This is a genomic window from Ruegeria sp. CDSA021, assembly GCF_059612325.1.
The window spans coordinates 337,096-355,866 of the sequence record NZ_JBXWQJ010000003.1; the positions used below are offsets into that span (position 1 = coordinate 337,096).

The window sequence follows — 18,771 nt, forward strand, 5'->3', positions numbered from 1 at the left end:
CGTCTTGAGGGCAATCCCAAGCCTGTTGGGACGATTAGCCCCGGTATTGCAGCGCGGTCTGTGCTTGCTCGGTCAGCCATTTGATCATCTGCCGGTAAGGGACAGGCCCATAGCTGATGCGCGCCACGCCCAGTTCAGCCAGCTTGGAGGAATCAGGCGTCCCAGGGAGGGCGATGATGTTCACGGGCAGGTCGGTTGTTGCGCACAAACGACCAATAAGGGATTCGCCTTTCAGGCCGGGAGCAAAAAAACCACTGGCTCCGGCCGCTTCATAGGCAGCAGCGCGGGCGATGGCGTCGTCCAGCATGGCCTCATCATGGGCCTCAGCGGAAGCTTTGAGAAAGAGATCCGTGCGTGCATTGACGTAAGCGGGGATGCCCGCGCTTTCGCACGCCTCACACATGGCTTCGACGCGCTTGGCTTGAACCGCCACATCGTAAAGCCCCGCACCTCCGATGATCTGATCTTCGAAGTTGAAGCCAACCACGCCGCAATCCAGAGCGCGCTTCACATTTTCTGAGATCCCCTGCACGTCTTCTGCATAAGCGCCTTCGAAATCCAGTGTCACCGGCAGATCGACCGCAGATACAATGCGGCGGGCGTTGTCCAAAGCGGCGTCGATCGGGATGTTTTGTCCGTCGCTGAACCCTTGAGCCATGGCAACCGGGGCGCTACCGGTCGCAATCGCCTGTGCGCCAGCATCCCGCACTGCGCCCGCGCTGCCTGCGTCCCAGATGTTGAAAAGGATGACCGGATCGCCTTTTTTGTGAAGGCTGGTGAAGGTCTTCGCGTTCTGGATCTGGTCGGTCATCGGAACTCTCCTGTTGTCGTCAGCGCAACAGTTAGCCACTTGCAAGACAGGGGAATAGAGGTTTTTCGGCCCCACACGTCACTTTGAAGAGACGACACAGGCTTTGCAGGCACGCTCCGTAGAACCTTTAGCTGCCTGTGTCGTCTGATAGGTTGGTTCGATAACCGTCAGGCTTGGTCTGCCACACCGGAGACAAATTTTGCACTGAAGTTGGAATCGCCAAGACGTTTCAGCAGGCTCAGCTGAGTTTCCAACCACTCTTTGTGCCCTTCTTCTTCCAACAGGATGCGTTCGAAGAGGGTGCGTGAGCCGACATCTCCGGCCTCAGCGGCCTGTAGCGCGGCTTTGGTATAGAAATCGACGGCTTCGGTTTCGTCCTTCAGGTCGGCAGAGAACATCTCTTCCAGAGAACCTGCTGCTGCCGGGCTTTTTTGAAACTCAAGCTCGGGTACGCCGCCAAGGAACAGAATGCGCTCAATGAACGCGTCAGAGTGGCCCAATTCTTCCTGCATCTCGCCGCGCATCTTTTCGGCCAGGATATCCAGGCCCCAATCCTCCAGCACATGGGCGTGCAGCTGGTACTGATGCGCCGCCGTCAGCTCCATATGCAGCGCTTGCTGGAGGTTTGTGATCGTTGTTGCGTTGCTCATCGGAAATCTCCTGAATCTCTGAACTGCATCCAAACTGCGAAGCAGAAACTCCGCATCCTCATACAGTTAAGAGATCAGCCCCCACAAAACAACGCGGGGGCGACAGTCCGACACAGCGGTATATCAAACCAGACGCGAAGTGTCTTTTGCTGCGCGCACGAAGTCGCGGAACAGCGGGTGCGGATCAAACGGCTTGGACTTGAGTTCCGGGTGGTACTGAACGCCGATGAACCAGGGGTGATCCGACCATTCGACAATTTCCGGCAACCGGCCATCCGGCGACATGCCCGAGAAGTTCAGGCCTGCTTTCTCAAGCTGCTCACGGTACTTGATGTCCACCTCATAGCGGTGACGGTGGCGTTCTTCGATCTGGGTGTTGCCATAGACGTCAGCAACTTTGGACCCTTCGGCCAGTACCGCGTTGTAAGCGCCCAAACGCATGGTGCCGCCTTTGTCGTCGCCGACTTTGCGTTCAACCTTGTGATTGCCCTGTACCCATTCTTTCAGGTGGTAAACCACAGGTTCAAACCGCTTTTTACCGGCCTCGTGGTCGAACTCTTCCGAGCCTGCTTCTGTGATTCCCGCCGCATTCCGAGCGGCTTCGATCACGGCCATCTGCATACCCAGACAGATACCCAGATAAGGCACCTTGTGTTCGCGCGCATACTGAGCGGCCTTGATCTTGCCTTCGGTGCCACGCTCGCCAAACCCGCCGGGTACGAGAATGGCGTGGAAGCCTTCCAGATGCGGTGCGGCGTCTTCGGTGTCGAACACCTCGGCATCGACCCACTCGACTTTCACCTTCACCCGGTTGGCCATACCGCCATGGGTCAACGCCTCGGCAATCGATTTATAGGCGTCTTCGAGCTGTGTGTATTTGCCGACGATGGCGACCTTCACTTCGCCTTCGGCGTTGTGAATACGGTCGCTGACGTCTTCCCACTTGGCCAGATCGGGTTTTGGGGCGGGGCTGATCTGGAACGCGTCCAGAACGGCCTGATCCAATCCTTCACGGTGATAGGCCAGCGGGGCGTCATAGATCGTGGAAAGGTCCTGCGCCGCGATCACGCTGTCGGGGCGGACGTTACAGAACAGGGCCAGTTTTTCGCGTTCCTTGGTCGGGATCGGACCCTCGGACCGGCACACCAGAATATCAGGGGCCAGACCAATCGAGCGCAACTCTTTCACCGAATGCTGAGTTGGTTTGGTTTTCAACTCGCCTGAGGCTTTGATGAATGGCAGCAGCGTCAGATGCATGAAAAGACATTGCCCGCGCGGTTTGTCCTGACTGAACTGACGGATGGCTTCAAAGAAGGGCAGGCCTTCGATATCGCCGACGGTGCCGCCAATCTCACACAGCATGAAATCAACCTCATCCTCGCCAATGGCGATGAAGTCCTTGATCTCGTTGGTGACGTGCGGGATGACCTGAATGGTCTTGCCAAGGTAATCACCACGGCGCTCTTTCTCGAGCACATTCGAATAAATGCGCCCCGAACTGACCGAGTCGGTCTTGCGGGCGGCCACACCGGTGAAACGTTCATAGTGGCCAAGGTCCAGATCGGTTTCGGCCCCATCGTCGGTGACGAACACTTCGCCATGTTCAAACGGCGACATCGTGCCAGGATCGACGTTCAGATAGGGGTCCAGTTTGCGCAGGCGTACCGAGTATCCCCGCGCCTGCAACAGTGCACCCAAAGCCGCCGAAGCCAGTCCTTTGCCCAAGGACGAAACCACACCACCAGTGATGAAAATAAAACGCGCCATAGTTTTTCGGCTGCTCCCGTGAGACGTCAAAATCAGCTGCCCGGCGGTTCCGAAAAACCGCTGCACCACGGGACTTCACATATAAAGGATTCGCGCCAATAGCGCAAGAGAACCGCAAGATGCTGTTGCAGTTCTCTTTCTGGTTTCTAGGTTTTGTGGATCAGTCCGCCTGCGGGATCAGTGGCGCGTTGTCGCCCTGTGCCGGCGGCAGAAGGTCATCTGCCGACGGAATCGCCGGAGTGCTTTCTTCGGTCGAAGCCGGCGCCTGACCACCCAGACGATCAATCACCGAGTTGCCCGAGGACTTCTGAGCGGCCAGAATGGTCAGCGTGACTGAAGTCACGATGAAGCACGCAGCCAGAATCCATGTCACCTTGCCCAAAGCGGTTGCCGCTGCACGGCCTGTCATGGCGCCACCGCCGCCACCGCCCATACCAAGGCCACCGCCTTCGGACCGCTGCATCAGAACAACGGCAATCAGGCCCAGAGCCAAAAGAAGATGGATGATGAGAACGACGTTTTCCATGGTGTTCCTGTACAGCGTGGCGTGTATCGCGTGGTACTTATGCAAGTTTGTCAGCGGGGGCAAGTCAGGAGTTCGCATCACGACGCGTGATGTATCATATCACGGTAAAGGGACTGGACAGAACGCCGTAGCGTAACGCAGGCTGCGGCCCATGCCACATGACGATCACGACCACCCGCACGCTTTACTGCCGCCGGAACCTGCTTTGCGAGTAAAGGCACTGGAAACGATTCTGACCCGTAAAGGGCTGATCGACCCGGCGGCACTGGATGAAATCACTGACACTTATCAGAACAGGATTGGCCCGCAGAACGGTGCGCGCGTCGTTGCCAAAGCGTGGAGCGACCCGGCTTTCAAGGCGGCCTTGCTGGAAAACGCCACGCCTGTGGTGGCTGATCTTGGCTATTATGGTCGGCAGGGTGAACATATGGTTGTTGTCGAGAACGCGCCAGCCCAGCACAACATGGTCGTCTGCACCTTGTGCAGCTGCTACCCGTGGCCGTTGTTGGGTATCCCGCCCGGCTGGTACAAGTCGGACGCCTACCGGGCCCGAGCCGTGCGGGAACCGCGCAAAGTGCTGGCTGAATTTGGCGTCACCCTGCCCGAGGGCACTTCGGTGCGGGTCTGGGATTCGACCGCCGAGATTCGCTACCTCGTTCTGCCGATGCGTCCCGAAGGCACAGATGGGTTGAGTGAAGACAAACTTGCCGCGCTGGTGACACGCGACAGTATGATCGGCACCGGCCTTCCCAGGGTGCCCTCATGACGCGCGTTCATGACATGGGGGGGCGTTTTGGGGATGGGCCGATAAACCCCGAAGCAGAAGACGCGCCGGTATTTGCCGAGGAGTGGCACGCTCGAGCCTTGGCCGTGACACTCGCGTCTGGGTTTCTGGGGCAGTGGAACATTGATGTATCCCGCCATGCGCGCGAACGGCTGTCACCCAAGGATTACACGCGGTTTTCGTACTATGAGAAATGGATCTCGGGGCTGACCGATTTGTTGGTCGAGAACGGAGTATTGACCCTTGAAGATCTGCGTGGTGGTGGAGAGAACGAACCGCACCCGCTGGCTGATAGAATGCTGAAAGCGGAAGCTGTGTCCGCGGCATTGGCGAAAGGTGGTCCTGCAGACAGGCCCTCAAACATCGCGGTGCGCTATTCTGTCGGGCAAGAGGTTGTCACGACTCGGCGTGCAGCGAATCGCCTTGTAGATGGCGGCCATACACGCCTGCCGATCTATGCATCTGGCGCCAAGGGGCGCATCTTACGCCTGCACGGAACCCATGTTCTGCCCGATTCCAATGCGCATGGTTTGGGCGAAGCGCCTGAACCGATCTTTGCGGTGGTTTTCCCGGCGTCGGAACTATGGTCTAGTCCTGAACACCCTGATGACGAAGTAGTGCTGGATCTGTGGCAAAGCTATCTGGAGCCGGCATGAGCGATTGCATCACCCACAGCGCGCCAGAGCCTGTCTTCGCTGAACCCTGGCACGCGCAGCTCTTTGCCGTCACAGTTGCGCTGAACGAGGCAGGGCGGTTTGACTGGCCAGACTGGGCGGCACGTTTTTCGGACACACTTAAACGCAATGGCCTTGATCGGGAACTGGATGGTTGCGACGACTATTTCCATGCTTGGCTGGAAACGCTTGAGTGTTTGCTGGCCGATCAGGGCACCGCTCTACCGCAGGATGTGAAAGACCTGCATCATGCGTGGGAAGAGGCTTATCTGACGACACCTCACGGGCAGCCGGTGCATTTGCGATAATGTCGGGAAGGGGGCTCTGCCCCCGCCGCCCATTCGGGCGACTCCCCCGGGATATTTCCAGCCAGATGAAGCAAGGGATCCTTTCTTCATCTGGCTTCAAATATCCCCGCCGGAGGCATCGCGCGTTCGCGCGATTTTCATCTGCGGCGAAATATCGGTTTCCCTGCCGTTTGCGCCCCGCTATACGAGCCGGGTTTGGTAATTCAGCACAAAAGGACCGGATATGGCCAACGTGGTTGTTGTCGGCGCCCAGTGGGGTGACGAAGGAAAAGGCAAGATCGTCGACTGGCTCAGCGAACGGGCGGACGTGATCGCGCGTTTTCAGGGCGGGCATAATGCCGGTCACACGCTGGTCATTGACGGGGAAGTCTACAAACTGAACGCGTTACCTTCGGGTGTCGTGCGCGGCGGCAAGCTGAGCGTCATCGGCAACGGTGTTGTGCTGGACCCCTGGCATCTGGTCGGGGAAATCGCTTCGATCCGTGAGCAGGGTGTCGAGATCAGTCCGGAAACACTGATGATCGCCGAAAACACACCGCTGATTCTGCCCATTCATGGTGAGCTGGACCGCGCCCGTGAAGAAGCCGCGAGCAAAGGCACCAAAATCGGAACCACTGGTCGCGGTATTGGGCCGGCTTACGAGGACAAGGTTGGCCGTCGGTCCGTTCGTGTTGCTGATCTGGCTGACGAAGCGACGCTTGAGGCACGTGTCGACCGCGCGTTGCAGCACCATGATCCGCTGCGCAAGGGGTTGGGGATTGAACCAGTTGACCGCGATGGGCTGATCGCTCAGTTGAAAGAGATCGCGCAGCAGATTCTGCCGTTCGCGGCACCCGTCTGGAAAGTGTTGAACGAAAAACGCAAAGCCGGCAAACGTATCCTGTTTGAAGGCGCGCAAGGTGCATTGCTGGACATCGACTTCGGAACTTATCCGTTTGTGACATCTTCGAACGTGATAGCCGGGCAGGCGGCGACAGGTGTGGGTATTGGACCGGGATCTGTGGATTTCGTGTTGGGCATCGTAAAAGCCTATACCACTCGTGTGGGTGAGGGGCCGTTCCCGACCGAGCTGGACGATGATGATGGTCTGCGCCTCGGAACCCGTGGGCATGAGTTCGGCACTGTCACTGGCCGCAAACGTCGCTGTGGCTGGTTCGATGCGTGTCTGGTGCGGCAAACCTGCGCGACCAGCGGTGTAAACGGCATCTCGTTGACCAAACTCGATGTTTTGGACGGCTTTGAAACGCTGAAAATCTGCACAGGGTATGAACTGGACGGCGAACGTTTGGATTATCTGCCCACGGCAGCTGACCAGCAGGCGCGCTGTACCCCGATCTACGAAGAAATGCCTGGTTGGAGCGAATCGACCGAAGGCGCGCGCAGTTGGGCCGATCTGCCTGCCAACGCGATCAAGTATGTGCGACGGGTCGAAGAACTGATCGAATGCCCCGTGGCGCTTCTGTCCACCAGCCCGGAGCGGGACGACACCATTCTGGTGACCGACCCCTTTGCTGACTGATGACCGAGGAAAACAAACCAGGTCTAAGCTATAAGGCGCGCCGCCGGTGGTCGCTGGTGATCCTTGTTGTTGGACTGCCACTTTATATTGTGGCGGTGGTGACAGTTGTGAACTGGCTGGAGCGCCCCCCGATCTGGGTGGAGCTTCTGGTCTATATCGTTCTTGGCATTCTTTGGGCTCTGCCGTTCAAGTTCGTGTTTCGCGGCGTCGGGAAAGAAGACCCGGATCAGTCCTGAGCTTGTTGTGAAGTTTGCATATGGCTTGGCCAACTGAGCACTGCGCGTGTAAACGCGCGGTACTCGCTTGTGATTTCTTTCGCCATGCTGAAGGGGGTCGGCCATGGGGTGGTCAAAGTAGCCTCAACCTGGCCTGGCACAAGTGCTAGCTCTGCATTGTGTTTCTCGGCCAGGCGTCGCATTTTTTGATTGGTTGCAAGGCATAGCATGTGAACTTCTCTGACCCCTCTGTTTTGAGCTACCGTAATGAGGCGTGACAACAAAGCATCTCCAATCCCCTGATCCTGCCAAACTTTTTCGACAGTAAAGGCGGCTTCCGCGGCGTGGTGTTTATGATCAGGTATCAAACGCAACTCGCCTACACCACGCAGGCAAGAATCCGGAAAGGCTCCGAATATCAATGCTGCGTTCGCAAACATGTTGGAAATGTAGTGTCGCAATCCCTCGGGCTGAACAGGTGTGCCAAAGCGTGACAACAAAACTTCTTCATCCAAGCTGTTGAAATGGTTTGTAACTAAGGCTTGGTCGTATTTTCGAAGCCGGCGAATTATGACGTCTTGCATAGCGTTTCCTCTGTCTGAAACGGGCATGATGACGAGATTTCTGCCGTAAGAGTATATCACAATTCTGCACTGCAGCATAAATTGTTGGTTGGCGCTGCCTAAAAAGTTTTTCCAACGCGCATTTCCGTGGGAGCGACAAAAAAAGGGCCGGGGTTTACCCGGCCCTGCTTGTCTGTTGACGCGTCACTTAACCAACTGCGCGCTCATCATCTGGACGGAAGCCGATCAGGTTGGATGCGGCGAACCGGCCACCGCCAGCTTTTTCGATTTTTCCATCGCGCAGCAGCTGACCGAATGAACGCAGGCTTTCTTCGCGATTGAACTCATCCTGTTTCAATGAGCGGACCTTGTTCATCAGCTGCGGACGAGAGAACTGTTCCTGACCTTCGATGAAGGAAAGATAGGCAGCGGCTGCTTCCAGAAGGTCGGGCAGCGATTGTGCGCCCTGGTCCTGTGCAAACTGTGCAAAGCCGCCTTCTTCCGATCCGGTATCGTCCAAATCCGAGGTTACGCGGCGCGGCATAACCGGTCCGGTTGGTTGGCTTTGGTCGTCGACACGCTGCTCTGCCACCAGTTTAAGCGGGGCAGGTGCATCCGTTTCCGGGCGTGCACTTGTCACCTTCACCTCGGGGCGGCGGGGGCTGACTACGGATTCAAGGTCGCCGCGATATTCCTCATCCTTCGAGGACGCAGTGGCTTTGTCATCAAGTTCGGCTTCGGTCGCGGCAACGGCTGTGCGCAGGTGCGAATAGGTTTCCCGCGCATCGCTGCTGGACGGGTCGTCCATATGTTCGCCTGTTTTGGCCATCAGACGCAGAACGTCCTGATCGGGATCTGCATCGTCGGTCAGCCTCTGGCTGGAACGAACGGCAAAACTGTCTTCGATATCGGAAATCTCGCTCAGCAGGTTTTCTTCATCCTCAGCGGTCAACATGCCCTGCTTAAGATCTTCATCCGCTTCATCTGCGACCTCGTCCGCAGTTTCGATGGCCACATCTTCGACGTTAAGGATGTTCGGGACGTCTTCTTCGTCAAATTCGTCCTCAGATTCCTGTTCCACGTCCGCAAGCAGTTCTTCGGCGGGAAGCTGCTCCATTTCCGAAGTGTCTTCCAGATCGTCAACTTGCACGTGCTCGGGGGTCAGAGGCACGGGCAAATCGTCGGTTTCGAACGTTAGGATTTCGTCGGCTTCGGTGTCCTGTGCTTCAGTAGGGGCTTCGGCGGTCAGGTCATCTGTTTCTTCGGCTTCAGGTTCATCGACAACATATTCTTGCGGTTCTTCGGCCTTGGGTTCTTCGGGTTCAGCAAAGTCCTCAGCGTTGAGAGCACCGGCTTCAAACGCTGCCGCAACAGCGTCAACAGGGGGCTGGGGGTTGGTCAGCAGCGAAGTATCCTCGTCTTCGGAATAGGCTGCGGGTGGAACGTCTGAATGAGAAACAACGGCCCGAATGCGCTGCAGCTTTGCGGCGATGCTGTCGGCTTCCGGAGGAGGAGTGTCTCCAACTGGTTCCGCCTCTGCGAAGCTGGTTTCGGCCGGGCTTGGCTGTCCGTGAGTCGGCGCGGTTGCAGCGGACATCACGGCTGCTGCTTGCGGGGCTGGATCCTGATGGGTGACAGTTGCAGCGGTTGCGGGCGTCTGAGTCGCGCGCAGCAAAAGGCCGGTGTCGTTTTGACTGGCTTCAACGCGCTGCGACGCGTCGCGCCGGGCTATGTGGGCCAGCATCTCGGCATCAGGTTGAGGGGGTTCCGAGCCGAAATAGCGGTCATCCGCTGCAAGATCGCGAAAATACTCGGCGATGGCTTTCATCGTCTCAAAGGAATCGTCAAATCCTTCCAAAGTGCAGGAGAAGGTTCCGTAAGAAACTGTCAATACCTTGTTATTCTGTACCATCAGACGCACGTCCTTTACAAACTACGAGAGCCAACTTACCCGGAATCGGGAGCACACATCGGCTCTGAACATCCTGCATGAATCTATCATTTTGTGGTCTTAATGTGTCCAAAACCGGGAAATATGACCAATCTTAGTAAATTCGAGCCAATTGTACGCTCTAATGATCCAATTGGGTTGTTTGGAGGGGGATTTGTCGGGCCTGATGACCTGAATCTGGTGCTGAGCCGCGTCAAGTCCGTCGTTGCGGCCGATGGTGGAGCATCTGTTTTAACAGAATCAGGTCATATCCCCGATGCTGTCATCGGAGACTTCGATTCGCTGGATGCCGAGGCCAAGGCAAAAATACCGTCGGAGCGGCTTTTTCCGATCCGCGAACAAGACAGCACCGATTTCGACAAGGCGCTGCGCAGCGTGCAGAGCCCGGTGATCTTGGGAGCAGGTTTTCTGGGGGGGCGGCTGGATCATCAGCTTGCGGTTTTGAATACCCTGATCCGAAGGCAGCATCAGACGTGCATTCTGCTGGGCGAGGATGAGGTGGTCTTTCACGCACCCCCCCGGATTCGCTTGCCAGTTGACCCCGGGGACGTGGTATCGCTGTTTTCAATGCGCTTGGTGACCGGCCGCAGCACCGGGTTGGAGTGGCCAATTGATGGGTTGCAGTTCGAACCGGACGGTCAGATGGGGACGTCCAACCGTGCGCTGGCCGAGGTTGAACTGCAAATGGACGGGCCGGGACTTTTGGTCATGATCCCGCGTGCCGCGCTGGACCCGCTTATGCGGGTGTTTCTGTCGGGGCAGACCGGGCGGTGGCCCGTTCGCGCAGAATAACGTAGAGCCCTGCGGCGATTGTGATGGCGATTCCTATCGCTGCAAGTCCGTCTGGCAGGTCGCTGAAGATCATCCAGCCGATCAGCGTTGCAACAGGGATTTCCAGATATTGCATCGGAGCCAGTGTGGCAGCGGGCGCATAGCGCAAGGACCATGTCATCAGCAAATGGGCAATCGTGCCCAACGCCCCAATCGCAAACAGCAGCCAGTACATGTCAGGACCGGGAAGGATCACTGAGATCTCCCAGATATCCAGCTGCGTACCGACCAGCAGAACCGGGGCCAATATGAGCGTGGCAAAAACACCCGAGACAGCCTGCAAAGACACAGGGTCGGTCTCTTTCGCGATTTGCCGAGTGACCAGCATGAAAAAGGCAAAGACAACAGCGACGATCAGGGGCAGCAGGGCGGGGGCGCCAACTTCGGCAAAGCTGGGTTGGATGACCAGCAACGTGCCCGCGAACCCAACGATACAAGCAGCCAGGCGGCGAATGCCGACCTCTTCCCCGAGAGCGAACTTGCCCAGCAGCAGCATAATGAAGGGCATGACAAAGGCGATTGCGATGGCGTCGGCCAGTGGCAGAAACTTCAACGCGCTGAACATGGCCGTGATCCCGACGATGTGCAGCAGCGTGCGGATCACCGTCAGGCGCAGGATGCGCCCGCTCATCCGCCAGGGCCGCCCAGTCAAAACAATCAGAGGGATCAGAATCAGGGCCTGCGCAGCAAAGCGAGCTGTTACCAGCAAGCCCAATGGAGTGGTCTCACCCAACAGCTTGGCCATCGCGTCGCCCAATGGGGCGAGGACGCAAAAACCAAGCATCAAGACGATGCCAAAGACGGGGCGATCGTGGGTCATGTCGGCGACGCTATCCGTTTCACGTCACAGGAGAAAGGCCTGATGTCACGCATCGGGCAGTGGCTGAACCTTTGTGTAATCCGGCCCGGTGCAAGTGGGCAGACCATCATCAAGATGAAGCCAGCTCAGCTTTTCTTCATACGCCACATGGAGAGTGGGCGTCAGAGCCTCGGGGTTTTCCAATGTCGCGACATACAGGTGCTGCACACCCGACATCTTCGTCGAACGGAATGAGATCGGTGTGCCGCAATGAGGGCAAAAGCTGCGCTCAACGCCCGGAGAAGAGTTGAAGCGCTTGGGGTCCTCTCCGATCCAGCGCCATTGTCCGTCGCGGACCGCGAAATAGGTGGTCATCGGAGCGGCGCATTGGCGTCGGCAGCTGTCGCAATGACAGCTGACGCAGGACAGGGGCGCAGAGTCGATTTCGTATTTGATTTTGCCGCACAGGCAATGTCCACGCATATCGACCCTCTCCTGGTCTCCTTCAGCAGTTTGGCACGTTCACAGCCAATCCGCCAAGCGAGGTTTCCTTGTACCTTTCGTGCATGTCATGCCCGGTCTGACGCATGGTCTCGATCACCGAATCCAAAGGCACGAAATGCTGACCGTCCCCGCGCAAGGAAAGTGACGCGGCAGAAACTGCCTTGATGGCACCCAGCCCGTTCCGCTCGATACAGGGTACCTGAACCAGCCCGGCGACGGGATCGCAGGTCATGCCCAGGTGATGCTCCAGCGCGATTTCGGCGGCGTTCTCTACCTGTTCAGGCGTTCCGCCCATTACGGCGCAAAGCCCGGCAGCAGCCATGGCGGCTGCGCTGCCGACCTCGGCCTGACATCCCGCTTCGGCCCCCGAGATCGAGGCGTTGTACTTCACCAACCCGCCGATGGCGGCTGCGGTCAGCAGGAAGTCCTCGATATGGCTTTCCGAGGCACCGGGCACGTGGTCGAGGTAATAGCGCAGCACCGCAGGCAGAACACCTGCCGCACCGTTGGTAGGTGCGGTGACGACCTGCCCACCGGCTGCGTTTTCTTCGTTTACCGCCATTGCGTAGACGCTCATCCAGTCGTTGATCGTATGCGGCGCGGTCAGGTTCATGCCGCGTTCAGCCATCAGGGCGTCATAAATGCCCTTGGCGCGGCGGCGCACTTTCAACCCGCCCGGCAGAATGCCGTCTGTGGTCAATCCGCGTTCGATGCAGGCGTTCATGACTTCCCACAGGCGCGCTGAGCCTTTGGCAAAACTGTCAGCACAGCCCCGCGCGATTTCATTTTCGCGCTTCATTCCGGCAATGCTCTTGCCGCTGGATTTTGCCATCTCCAGCATTTCCACGGCTGATTTGAATGGGAACGGCACCGGTGCGCCTTCATTGGTTGCTTTTCCCTCGGCCAGTTCTTCCTCGGTCAGGACAAATCCGCCGCCGACGGAATAGAAAACCTGCCGCAGGATCACGTCGCCCTGTGCGTCCGTCGCCATCAGGATCATGCCGTTGGCGTGCCCGGGCAGAGTGTTGTCATAGTCGAAAATCAGGTCGGTCTTGGGGTCGAATTGAAGCGACGGCAAGCCTTCTGGCGTAACCGTATGCGTACGGGTGATTTCCGTCAGCGCAGCCTCGGCTTTGGCGTTGTCATAGGTGTCCGGTACAAAACCGGCCAAGCCAAGGATGGTCGCCCGGTCGGTTGCGTGACCCACGCCGGTAAAGGCCAGTGAACCGTGCAATGACCCCTTGAGACCCGAAAAATCAAACGGCGACGCACGCATCATATCCAGAAAGCGTGCGGCAGCCACCATGGGGCCCATAGTGTGAGAAGAGGACGGGCCGATGCCCACTTTGAACATATCGAAAACAGAGAGGAACATATCAGATAGCTGAGCCTTCTGGTGGGTTGGCGTGAACTGGGGATGTGAACGGGGTGACTCCCAGACCTTCTGCCGCAATGGCCGAACGGGTCGCTGGGCGTGCTTCAAGCTTCATCAGCAGCGTTTGCAGGTAAGGCGTGTCCGGCAGTTGATACCAACTGCGGTCTGCCTGAGCGGGGTAAAGTGCCATCCAGCGCATCATGCACGCGACATAATACGTCAGAACGGATGGATGATCAGCACAGAACCAATCCGGCGCGCTCTTTGCTACTTGGTCCAGCAATTGCAAATGGTGTCTCACGCGGGGGCGAATGCCAGCCCGCAATGTGTCAGCCTGCGACGGGTCGATGTATTTCTCGGCATAAAACAGGATGCGCACATCCGCGTGCAGCGTGTTGGATGCGAAGAATAGCCATTTCAGAAAGCCTGCGCGGTCCGGATCATCTTTGGCCGGGGCAAGCTGGCCATGCTGCTCGGACAACCACAGCAGGATAGCGGCGGTTTCAAAGATCGGCCCTTGCGGCGTTTCCAGAACCGGGATCAGGCCGTTGGGATTGAGTGCCCGATAAGCAGCGCTGTCCTGCGCGTTCTGGCGCCGATCCACCAGAGCGGTTTCATAAGGCACACCCATCTCTTCCAGCGCCAGGCGGATCACCAGCGAGGCGTTGTCGGGGGCATAGTGTAGGCGGTAGGGCGTCAACATGGCGGCAACTTATAACGCAAAGATGAGCTTGTAAGACATGATTGCGACGTTTCCGATAGGAAACGCGTAGTCCTTCGGTATCTTTAAGCCCATCGGGTCGCAAATTGGGGTCGCAGTCACCCGACGCATTCCCTATAACTTCGGCAAGCCAACCTTGGAAAGCTGCCATGACCGGAGATTTGTCGCCCATCGACACTGCAAAATACGTGGCCGCGTGCCGTGCGGCCGAGATGGTCGAAGACGGAATGCGCGTGGGCCTTGGGACAGGTTCCACAGCCGCCTGGTTGGTGCGCCGTCTGGGCGAACGGGTTCGCGAGGAAGGCTTGCGGATCAAGGGCGTGCCGACATCGACCCGCACGGCACAGCTTGCGCGCGAGGTCGGGGTCGAGGTCATTTCACTGGACCAAGCCGGGTGGTTGGACATGACCATTGATGGTGCCGATGAGTTTGACGCCGACCTGAACCTGATCAAGGGCGGCGGCGGGGCGCATCTGCAGGAAAAGATCGTGGCCACGGCCAGTGATCAGATGATCGTCATCGCTGACGCCGGAAAAGAGGTTGAAACGCTGGGCGCTTTCCCACTGCCGGTCGAGGTGGTTCCCTTTGGCTGGCAAACCACACGGACGCTGATCGAAGAGGCGCTGGACACCATGGATGTTCTGGGCACGACCTCTGCATTGCGCATGAATGGTCAGGCCCCTTTTGTGACCGATGAAGGAAATCACATTCTGGACCTGCACCTGCAACGCATCGGCAATCCGCGTCAGATGGCGCTGATCCTGAATCAGGTGCCGGGCGTGGTCGAAAATGGCCTGTTCATCGATATCTGCGACAAGGTCGTTCTGGGCCACGGCGATGGCCGGGTCGAACTGCGGGACATCAATGCAGGCACCATCGAGCTGGACCAGTTTTTGGGCCGGTCGCGCGACAACCTGTTTTCCGATGTTTCGGACTGAGTTTGATGCCCTTGATCCCGACAAGCGTCAGTGAATGTTCGAAATTTCTGTGCCCAGGGGTTGGCACCGGGGTTTTCGCGCCCAGATATCCAGAGAATTTTTTGAATGTTGAACGAAGGAACCCGGCATGAGCTTTGACTATGATCTTTTTGTCATCGGCGGAGGCTCGGGCGGGGTCCGTGCTGCGCGTGTGGCGGCAGGTGAGACAGGGGCCAAGGTCGCGTTGGCCGAAGAAGACCGCTATGGCGGCACCTGTGTGATCCGTGGCTGTGTGCCCAAGAAGCTGATGGTCTTTGCCAGTGAATACTCGGGCATGGTCGGTGATGCAAAAGCCTATGGCTGGGACATTCAACCCGGTGCGTTCAACTGGAACACCTTCCACGGCAAGTTGGTGACGGAACTGGACCGGCTGGAAGGTATCTATCGTAACATCCTGAAAAACAACGGTGTTGAAAGCTTTGACCAGCGCGCGCGTTTGGTTGATGCCCATACGGTCGAGCTGACCGATGGCACCCGCAAAACCGCCAAGCACATCCTGATCGCCACTGGCGGCCGTCCGGTTGTGCCAGAGTTTCCGGGCTCGGACCTGGCGATCACCTCGAACGAGATATTCCATCTGGACAGGCTGCCCCAGAACATCCTGATCGTTGGTGGCGGTTATATCGCCAGCGAATTCGCAGGGATCATGAATGGGCTGGGCGTCAAGACCACGCAATTCTATCGTGGCGCGCAGATTCTGCGTGGCTTTGATGAAGAGGCGCGGGGGCTGATCTGTGAAGAGATGCGCCAGAACGGTGTCGACGTACGTCTGGGCACCAATGTTCTGGAAATGACCAAAGACGGGGACCAGATACGCGTCAAGGCAACCGATGGCACCGAGGATCGATTTGACGTCGTGATGTACGCCACGGGCCGTGCGCCAAATGCCGACAATCTGGGGCTGGAAGATCTGGGCGTCGAACGTGGTCGCAAGGGTGAGATCATCGTAAATGAATACAGCCAGACGGCGGTGCCTTCGATCTATGCCATTGGCGATGTTACGGATCGGGTGAACCTGACACCGGTAGCGATCCGCGAGGGCATGGCTTTTGTCGAAACCGTGTTCAAAGGCAACCCAACGCCCGTGGATCACGAACTGATCCCGACTGCGATCTTCACGCAACCGGAATTTGGAACAGTTGGCCTCAGCGAAGAAGAGGCCGCAGCGCAAGAACCGATCGAGGTTTATGCCACGTCGTTCAAGCCGATGCAGAAGGCATTCGCTGGCGGAACGCAGCGGGTTTTGATGAAGCTTCTGGTCAGCCAGGCCACCCGCAAGGTTCTGGGTTGCCATATCGTGGCGCCCGGCGCGGGTGAGATGATCCAGTTGGCTGGTATCGCCGTAAAGATGGGCGCCACCAAAGAAGATTTCGACCGCACGGTTGCGGTGCACCCGGTGATGGCTGAAGAACTGGTGACAATGCGGCAACCTGTACGCACCGCTTGATTTGCAAGCGCGAATACACACGTTACAAGGGACACCGTGATCACACGGTCCATAATGAAGGAATTGAAACATATGGCGGGCAACAGCGGCGGCCCCTGGGGGGGCGGAGGCTCTTCCGGCGGCGGAGGAAATCGGGGCAACAACGGCGATGGGCGCAAGCCCCCCGAAGGCGATGGCCCGCAGATCCCCGAGATCGACGAACTGATGAAAAAGGGCCAAGAGCAGCTGCGCGTTCTGATGGGCGGTCGCGGCGGCTCGGGCAAGGGTGGCGGTAGTGGTCAAGGCGGCGGTGGTCCGGCCTTTACCAAGGGCACTATTGCAATTGGCGTTCTGGTCGCTGCCGGTCTTTGGGGGTTGGCGAGCTTCTACACCGTAAAGCCAGAAGAACAGTCGGTTGAGTTGTTCCTGGGCGAATTCTCGGCCGTCGGCAATCCGGGCCTGAACTTTGCGCCCTGGCCGTTTGTAACCGCTGAGGTAATCCCGGTAACACGCGAACAGAACGAAGACATGGGCGGTGCCCGTGGCAGTGATGACGGCCTGATGTTGACCGGCGACGAAAATGTGGTCGATATCGACTATCAAGTGGTTTGGAACATCAACGATCCCGCCAAGTACTTGTTCAATCTGCGCGATCCACGCCAAACCATCCGCGCCGTGTCAGAATCTGCGATGCGTGAGATTATTGCGCAAAGCGAACTGGCGCCGATTCTGAACCGGGATCGCGGCATTATCGCCGACCGCCTGCAGGAACTGATTCAGGAGACGATGGACAGCTACGATTCGGGCGTGAACATCGTCCGTGTGAACTTTGACAAGGCCGACCCGCCACAGGACGTGATTGCGGCGTTCCGCGATGTTCAGGCGGCCGCGCAAGAGCGTGACCGTCTGCAGAACGTCGCTGACGCCTATGCCAACCGGGTACTCGCTGAAGCGCGCGGTGAAGCCGCACAGATTTTGGAAGAGGCTGAAGGATATCGTGCGCAACAGATCAACAGCGCTCAGGGTGAGGCCAGCCGCTTTAGCGCGGTTCTGGAAGAGTATTCCAAGGCACCGGACGTGACCCGCAAGCGTTTGTATCTGGAACGGATGGAACAGATTTTGGGTGACGTCGATAAGATCATTCTGGACCCGAGCTCGAGTGGGCAAGGGCAGGGTGTTGTGCCGTATCTGCCGCTCAACGAGCTGCGCCGAAGCCCTGCAGGGGAGAGCAACTGATGCGTAAGACGACATTTATTCTGCCGATCGTTTTCATCGCGATAGTCGGCGTGCTGTCCTCGATCTTCATCGTGGACGAGCGTGAACGCGCGCTGGTTCTTCAATTTGGCCGCGTTGTCGCGGTGAAGGAAGAGCCAGGTCTGGCGTTCAAAATTCCGCTGATTCAGGAAGTGGTGCGCTATGACGACCGCATCTTGTCCATCGACGTGCAGCCGCTGGAGGTCACACCTCTGGATGATCGTCGGCTCGTGGTCGACGCTTTTGCACGTTACCGGATTTCCGATCTGAACCAATTCCGTCAGGCGGTTGGTGTTGGCGGTATCCCGGTTGCCGAGGATCGACTGGATCGCATCTTGCGTGCCGAAACCCGTGAAGTTCTGGGTTCGGTGTCCTCGCGCGATATCCTGAGTTCCGACCGTGCCGCGCTGATGCTGCGTATCCGCAACAGTGCTATTGCCGAGGCGCTGGCGCTGGGTGTTACCGTAATCGACGTTCGTTTGAAGGCGACAGATCTGCCGCAGGCCAACCTTGAGGCGACCTTCGATCGGATGAAGGCCGAGCGGGAACGTGAAGCGACCGACGAACGCGCGCGTGGTAACGAGGCCGCGCAGCGTGTACGTGCGCAGGCCGACCGAACTGTGGTTGAACTGGTGTCGGATGCGCGTCGTGAGGCTGAAATCACCCGCGGTGAGGCCGACGCCGAACGCAACGCGATCTTTGCTGATGCCTACGGTGCTGATCCGGAGTTCTTTGAGTTTTACCGCTCACTGACGGCCTATGAGAATGCGCTGCAAGGCGGCAACAGCTCGCTGGTGTTAAGCCCGGATTCAGAGTTCTTCAATTACCTTGGGTCTCCGACAGGGCGGCCTGTGCCAGCGGCTCCGGCCTCTGAATAATGGGTATGATCCTTCTGGCCTTCGGGCTGGTATTGATTGTCGAGGGGCTGGCCTATGCGCTGGCCCCTTCGCTTATCGAGCGTATGCTCGAAGCGTTAAGGTCGCTGCATGAACAGGCGCGTCGATTGGCCGGGCTGCTTTGTGTCATCAGTGGGCTGATCCTGCTTTGGGGGGCGTATCAACTGGGTTTTTGATACGATGCCTTCACTTGGCAGTGATTTCCCTGCGATCCCGAGTT

At 58.0% G+C, this 18,771-nt stretch carries 21 protein-coding genes; 11 read left to right on the top strand and 10 right to left on the bottom strand.

Going from position 1 to position 18,771, the window contains the following annotated elements; translation table 11 throughout:
* Window positions 1-34: 34 nt before the first annotated feature.
* The 4 genes from AC2FLD_RS06125 to secG all read right to left on the bottom strand — a co-directional run bounded on the left by AC2FLD_RS06125 (window position 35) and on the right by secG (window position 3,754).
* Window positions 35-811 carry an isocitrate lyase/PEP mutase family protein gene (locus AC2FLD_RS06125; protein ID WP_496667946.1) on the bottom strand — a complete coding sequence of 259 codons (777 nt, stop codon included), beginning with the start codon at window positions 809-811 and terminating at the stop codon, window positions 35-37.
* A gap of 167 nt (window positions 812-978) precedes the next feature.
* The gene (locus tag AC2FLD_RS06130) at window positions 979-1,461 is read right to left on the bottom strand and encodes a bacterioferritin (protein WP_050602664.1); all 483 of its coding nucleotides are present in this window, start codon (window positions 1,459-1,461) and stop codon (window positions 979-981) included.
* Between the two features lie 123 nt (window positions 1,462-1,584).
* Window positions 1,585-3,228, bottom strand: coding sequence for a CTP synthase (gene pyrG, locus AC2FLD_RS06135; RefSeq protein WP_496667947.1), 1,644 nt, complete (start codon window positions 3,226-3,228; stop codon window positions 1,585-1,587).
* A gap of 160 nt (window positions 3,229-3,388) precedes the next feature.
* Complete coding sequence (gene secG, locus AC2FLD_RS06140) at window positions 3,389-3,754, bottom strand: preprotein translocase subunit SecG (RefSeq protein ID WP_496667948.1); 366 nt, start codon at window positions 3,752-3,754, stop codon at window positions 3,389-3,391.
* A gap of 151 nt (window positions 3,755-3,905) precedes the next feature.
* Here secG and nthA point away from each other — a divergent pair, with 151 nt between their 5' ends.
* The 5 genes from nthA (at window position 3,906) to AC2FLD_RS06165 (ending at window position 7,275) form a co-directional block, all read left to right on the top strand.
* Complete coding sequence (gene nthA / locus AC2FLD_RS06145; protein ID WP_496667949.1) at window positions 3,906-4,520, top strand: nitrile hydratase subunit alpha; 615 nt, start codon at window positions 3,906-3,908, stop codon at window positions 4,518-4,520.
* A complete protein-coding gene (gene nthB / locus AC2FLD_RS06150) occupies window positions 4,517-5,194 on the top strand; it encodes a nitrile hydratase subunit beta (RefSeq protein WP_496667950.1) in 678 nt (225 codons plus the stop codon). The genes nthA and nthB overlap by 4 nt, the downstream gene beginning before the upstream one ends.
* Window positions 5,191-5,520 carry a nitrile hydratase accessory protein gene (locus tag AC2FLD_RS06155; RefSeq protein ID WP_496667951.1) on the top strand — a complete coding sequence of 110 codons (330 nt, stop codon included), beginning with the start codon at window positions 5,191-5,193 and terminating at the stop codon, window positions 5,518-5,520. Before nthB ends, AC2FLD_RS06155 begins: the two co-directional genes overlap by 4 nt.
* A 223-nt stretch (window positions 5,521-5,743) precedes the next feature.
* Window positions 5,744-7,039: an adenylosuccinate synthase gene (locus AC2FLD_RS06160; RefSeq protein WP_496667952.1), complete on the top strand. Its 1,296-nt coding sequence runs from the start codon at window positions 5,744-5,746 to the stop codon at window positions 7,037-7,039.
* Complete coding sequence (locus AC2FLD_RS06165) at window positions 7,039-7,275, top strand: DUF2842 domain-containing protein (RefSeq protein WP_050602657.1); 237 nt, start codon at window positions 7,039-7,041, stop codon at window positions 7,273-7,275. Before AC2FLD_RS06160 ends, AC2FLD_RS06165 begins: the two co-directional genes overlap by 1 nt.
* Here the strand turns inward: AC2FLD_RS06165 and AC2FLD_RS06170 are convergent.
* Window positions 7,266-7,838 carry a GNAT family N-acetyltransferase gene (locus tag AC2FLD_RS06170; protein ID WP_496667953.1) on the bottom strand — a complete coding sequence of 191 codons (573 nt, stop codon included), beginning with the start codon at window positions 7,836-7,838 and terminating at the stop codon, window positions 7,266-7,268. The genes AC2FLD_RS06165 and AC2FLD_RS06170 overlap by 10 nt on opposite strands.
* A gap of 187 nt (window positions 7,839-8,025) precedes the next feature.
* The gene (locus AC2FLD_RS06175) at window positions 8,026-9,729 is read right to left on the bottom strand and encodes a hypothetical protein (RefSeq protein WP_496667954.1); all 1,704 of its coding nucleotides are present in this window, start codon (window positions 9,727-9,729) and stop codon (window positions 8,026-8,028) included.
* Between the two features lie 123 nt (window positions 9,730-9,852).
* On the opposite strand from AC2FLD_RS06175, the gene AC2FLD_RS06180 reads away from it, so the two are divergent.
* Window positions 9,853-10,560: a thiamine diphosphokinase gene (locus AC2FLD_RS06180; protein ID WP_496667955.1), complete on the top strand. Its 708-nt coding sequence runs from the start codon at window positions 9,853-9,855 to the stop codon at window positions 10,558-10,560.
* Here the strand turns inward: AC2FLD_RS06180 and AC2FLD_RS06185 are convergent.
* The 4 genes from AC2FLD_RS06185 to AC2FLD_RS06200 are packed head-to-tail and all read right to left on the bottom strand — an operon-like array spanning window position 10,505 to window position 13,980.
* Window positions 10,505-11,419, bottom strand: coding sequence for a DMT family transporter (locus AC2FLD_RS06185; protein WP_496667956.1), 915 nt, complete (start codon window positions 11,417-11,419; stop codon window positions 10,505-10,507). The two genes, AC2FLD_RS06180 and AC2FLD_RS06185, sit on opposite strands and share 56 nt — an antisense overlap.
* Before the next feature lie 45 nt (window positions 11,420-11,464).
* The gene (locus AC2FLD_RS06190; protein WP_496667957.1) at window positions 11,465-11,881 is read right to left on the bottom strand and encodes a GFA family protein; all 417 of its coding nucleotides are present in this window, start codon (window positions 11,879-11,881) and stop codon (window positions 11,465-11,467) included.
* Window positions 11,882-11,903: 22 nt separating this feature from the next.
* Window positions 11,904-13,277, bottom strand: a complete 1,374-nt coding sequence (locus tag AC2FLD_RS06195; protein WP_496667958.1) for an L-serine ammonia-lyase — start codon at window positions 13,275-13,277, stop codon at window positions 11,904-11,906.
* A 1-nt stretch (window position 13,278) separates the two neighbouring features.
* A complete protein-coding gene (locus AC2FLD_RS06200; protein ID WP_496667959.1) occupies window positions 13,279-13,980 on the bottom strand; it encodes a glutathione S-transferase family protein in 702 nt (233 codons plus the stop codon).
* Window positions 13,981-14,147: 167 nt separating this feature from the next.
* On the opposite strand from AC2FLD_RS06200, the gene rpiA reads away from it, so the two are divergent.
* From rpiA to AC2FLD_RS06225, 5 genes are all read left to right on the top strand, one after another.
* Window positions 14,148-14,936 (top strand): ribose-5-phosphate isomerase RpiA, encoded by a 789-nt coding sequence (gene rpiA, locus AC2FLD_RS06205; RefSeq protein WP_050602650.1) that lies wholly within the window; start codon window positions 14,148-14,150, stop codon window positions 14,934-14,936.
* Window positions 14,937-15,063: 127 nt separating this feature from the next.
* Complete coding sequence (gene gor / locus AC2FLD_RS06210; protein ID WP_496667960.1) at window positions 15,064-16,422, top strand: glutathione-disulfide reductase; 1,359 nt, start codon at window positions 15,064-15,066, stop codon at window positions 16,420-16,422.
* A gap of 72 nt (window positions 16,423-16,494) precedes the next feature.
* Window positions 16,495-17,637: an FtsH protease activity modulator HflK gene (gene hflK / locus AC2FLD_RS06215; RefSeq protein WP_496667995.1), complete on the top strand. Its 1,143-nt coding sequence runs from the start codon at window positions 16,495-16,497 to the stop codon at window positions 17,635-17,637.
* Window positions 17,637-18,533: a protease modulator HflC gene (gene hflC / locus AC2FLD_RS06220; RefSeq protein WP_496667961.1), complete on the top strand. Its 897-nt coding sequence runs from the start codon at window positions 17,637-17,639 to the stop codon at window positions 18,531-18,533. The genes hflK and hflC overlap by 1 nt, the downstream gene beginning before the upstream one ends.
* Window positions 18,533-18,727, top strand: coding sequence for a DUF2065 domain-containing protein (locus AC2FLD_RS06225; protein WP_496667962.1), 195 nt, complete (start codon window positions 18,533-18,535; stop codon window positions 18,725-18,727). The genes hflC and AC2FLD_RS06225 overlap by 1 nt, the downstream gene beginning before the upstream one ends.
* Window positions 18,728-18,771: the final 44 nt, after the last annotated feature.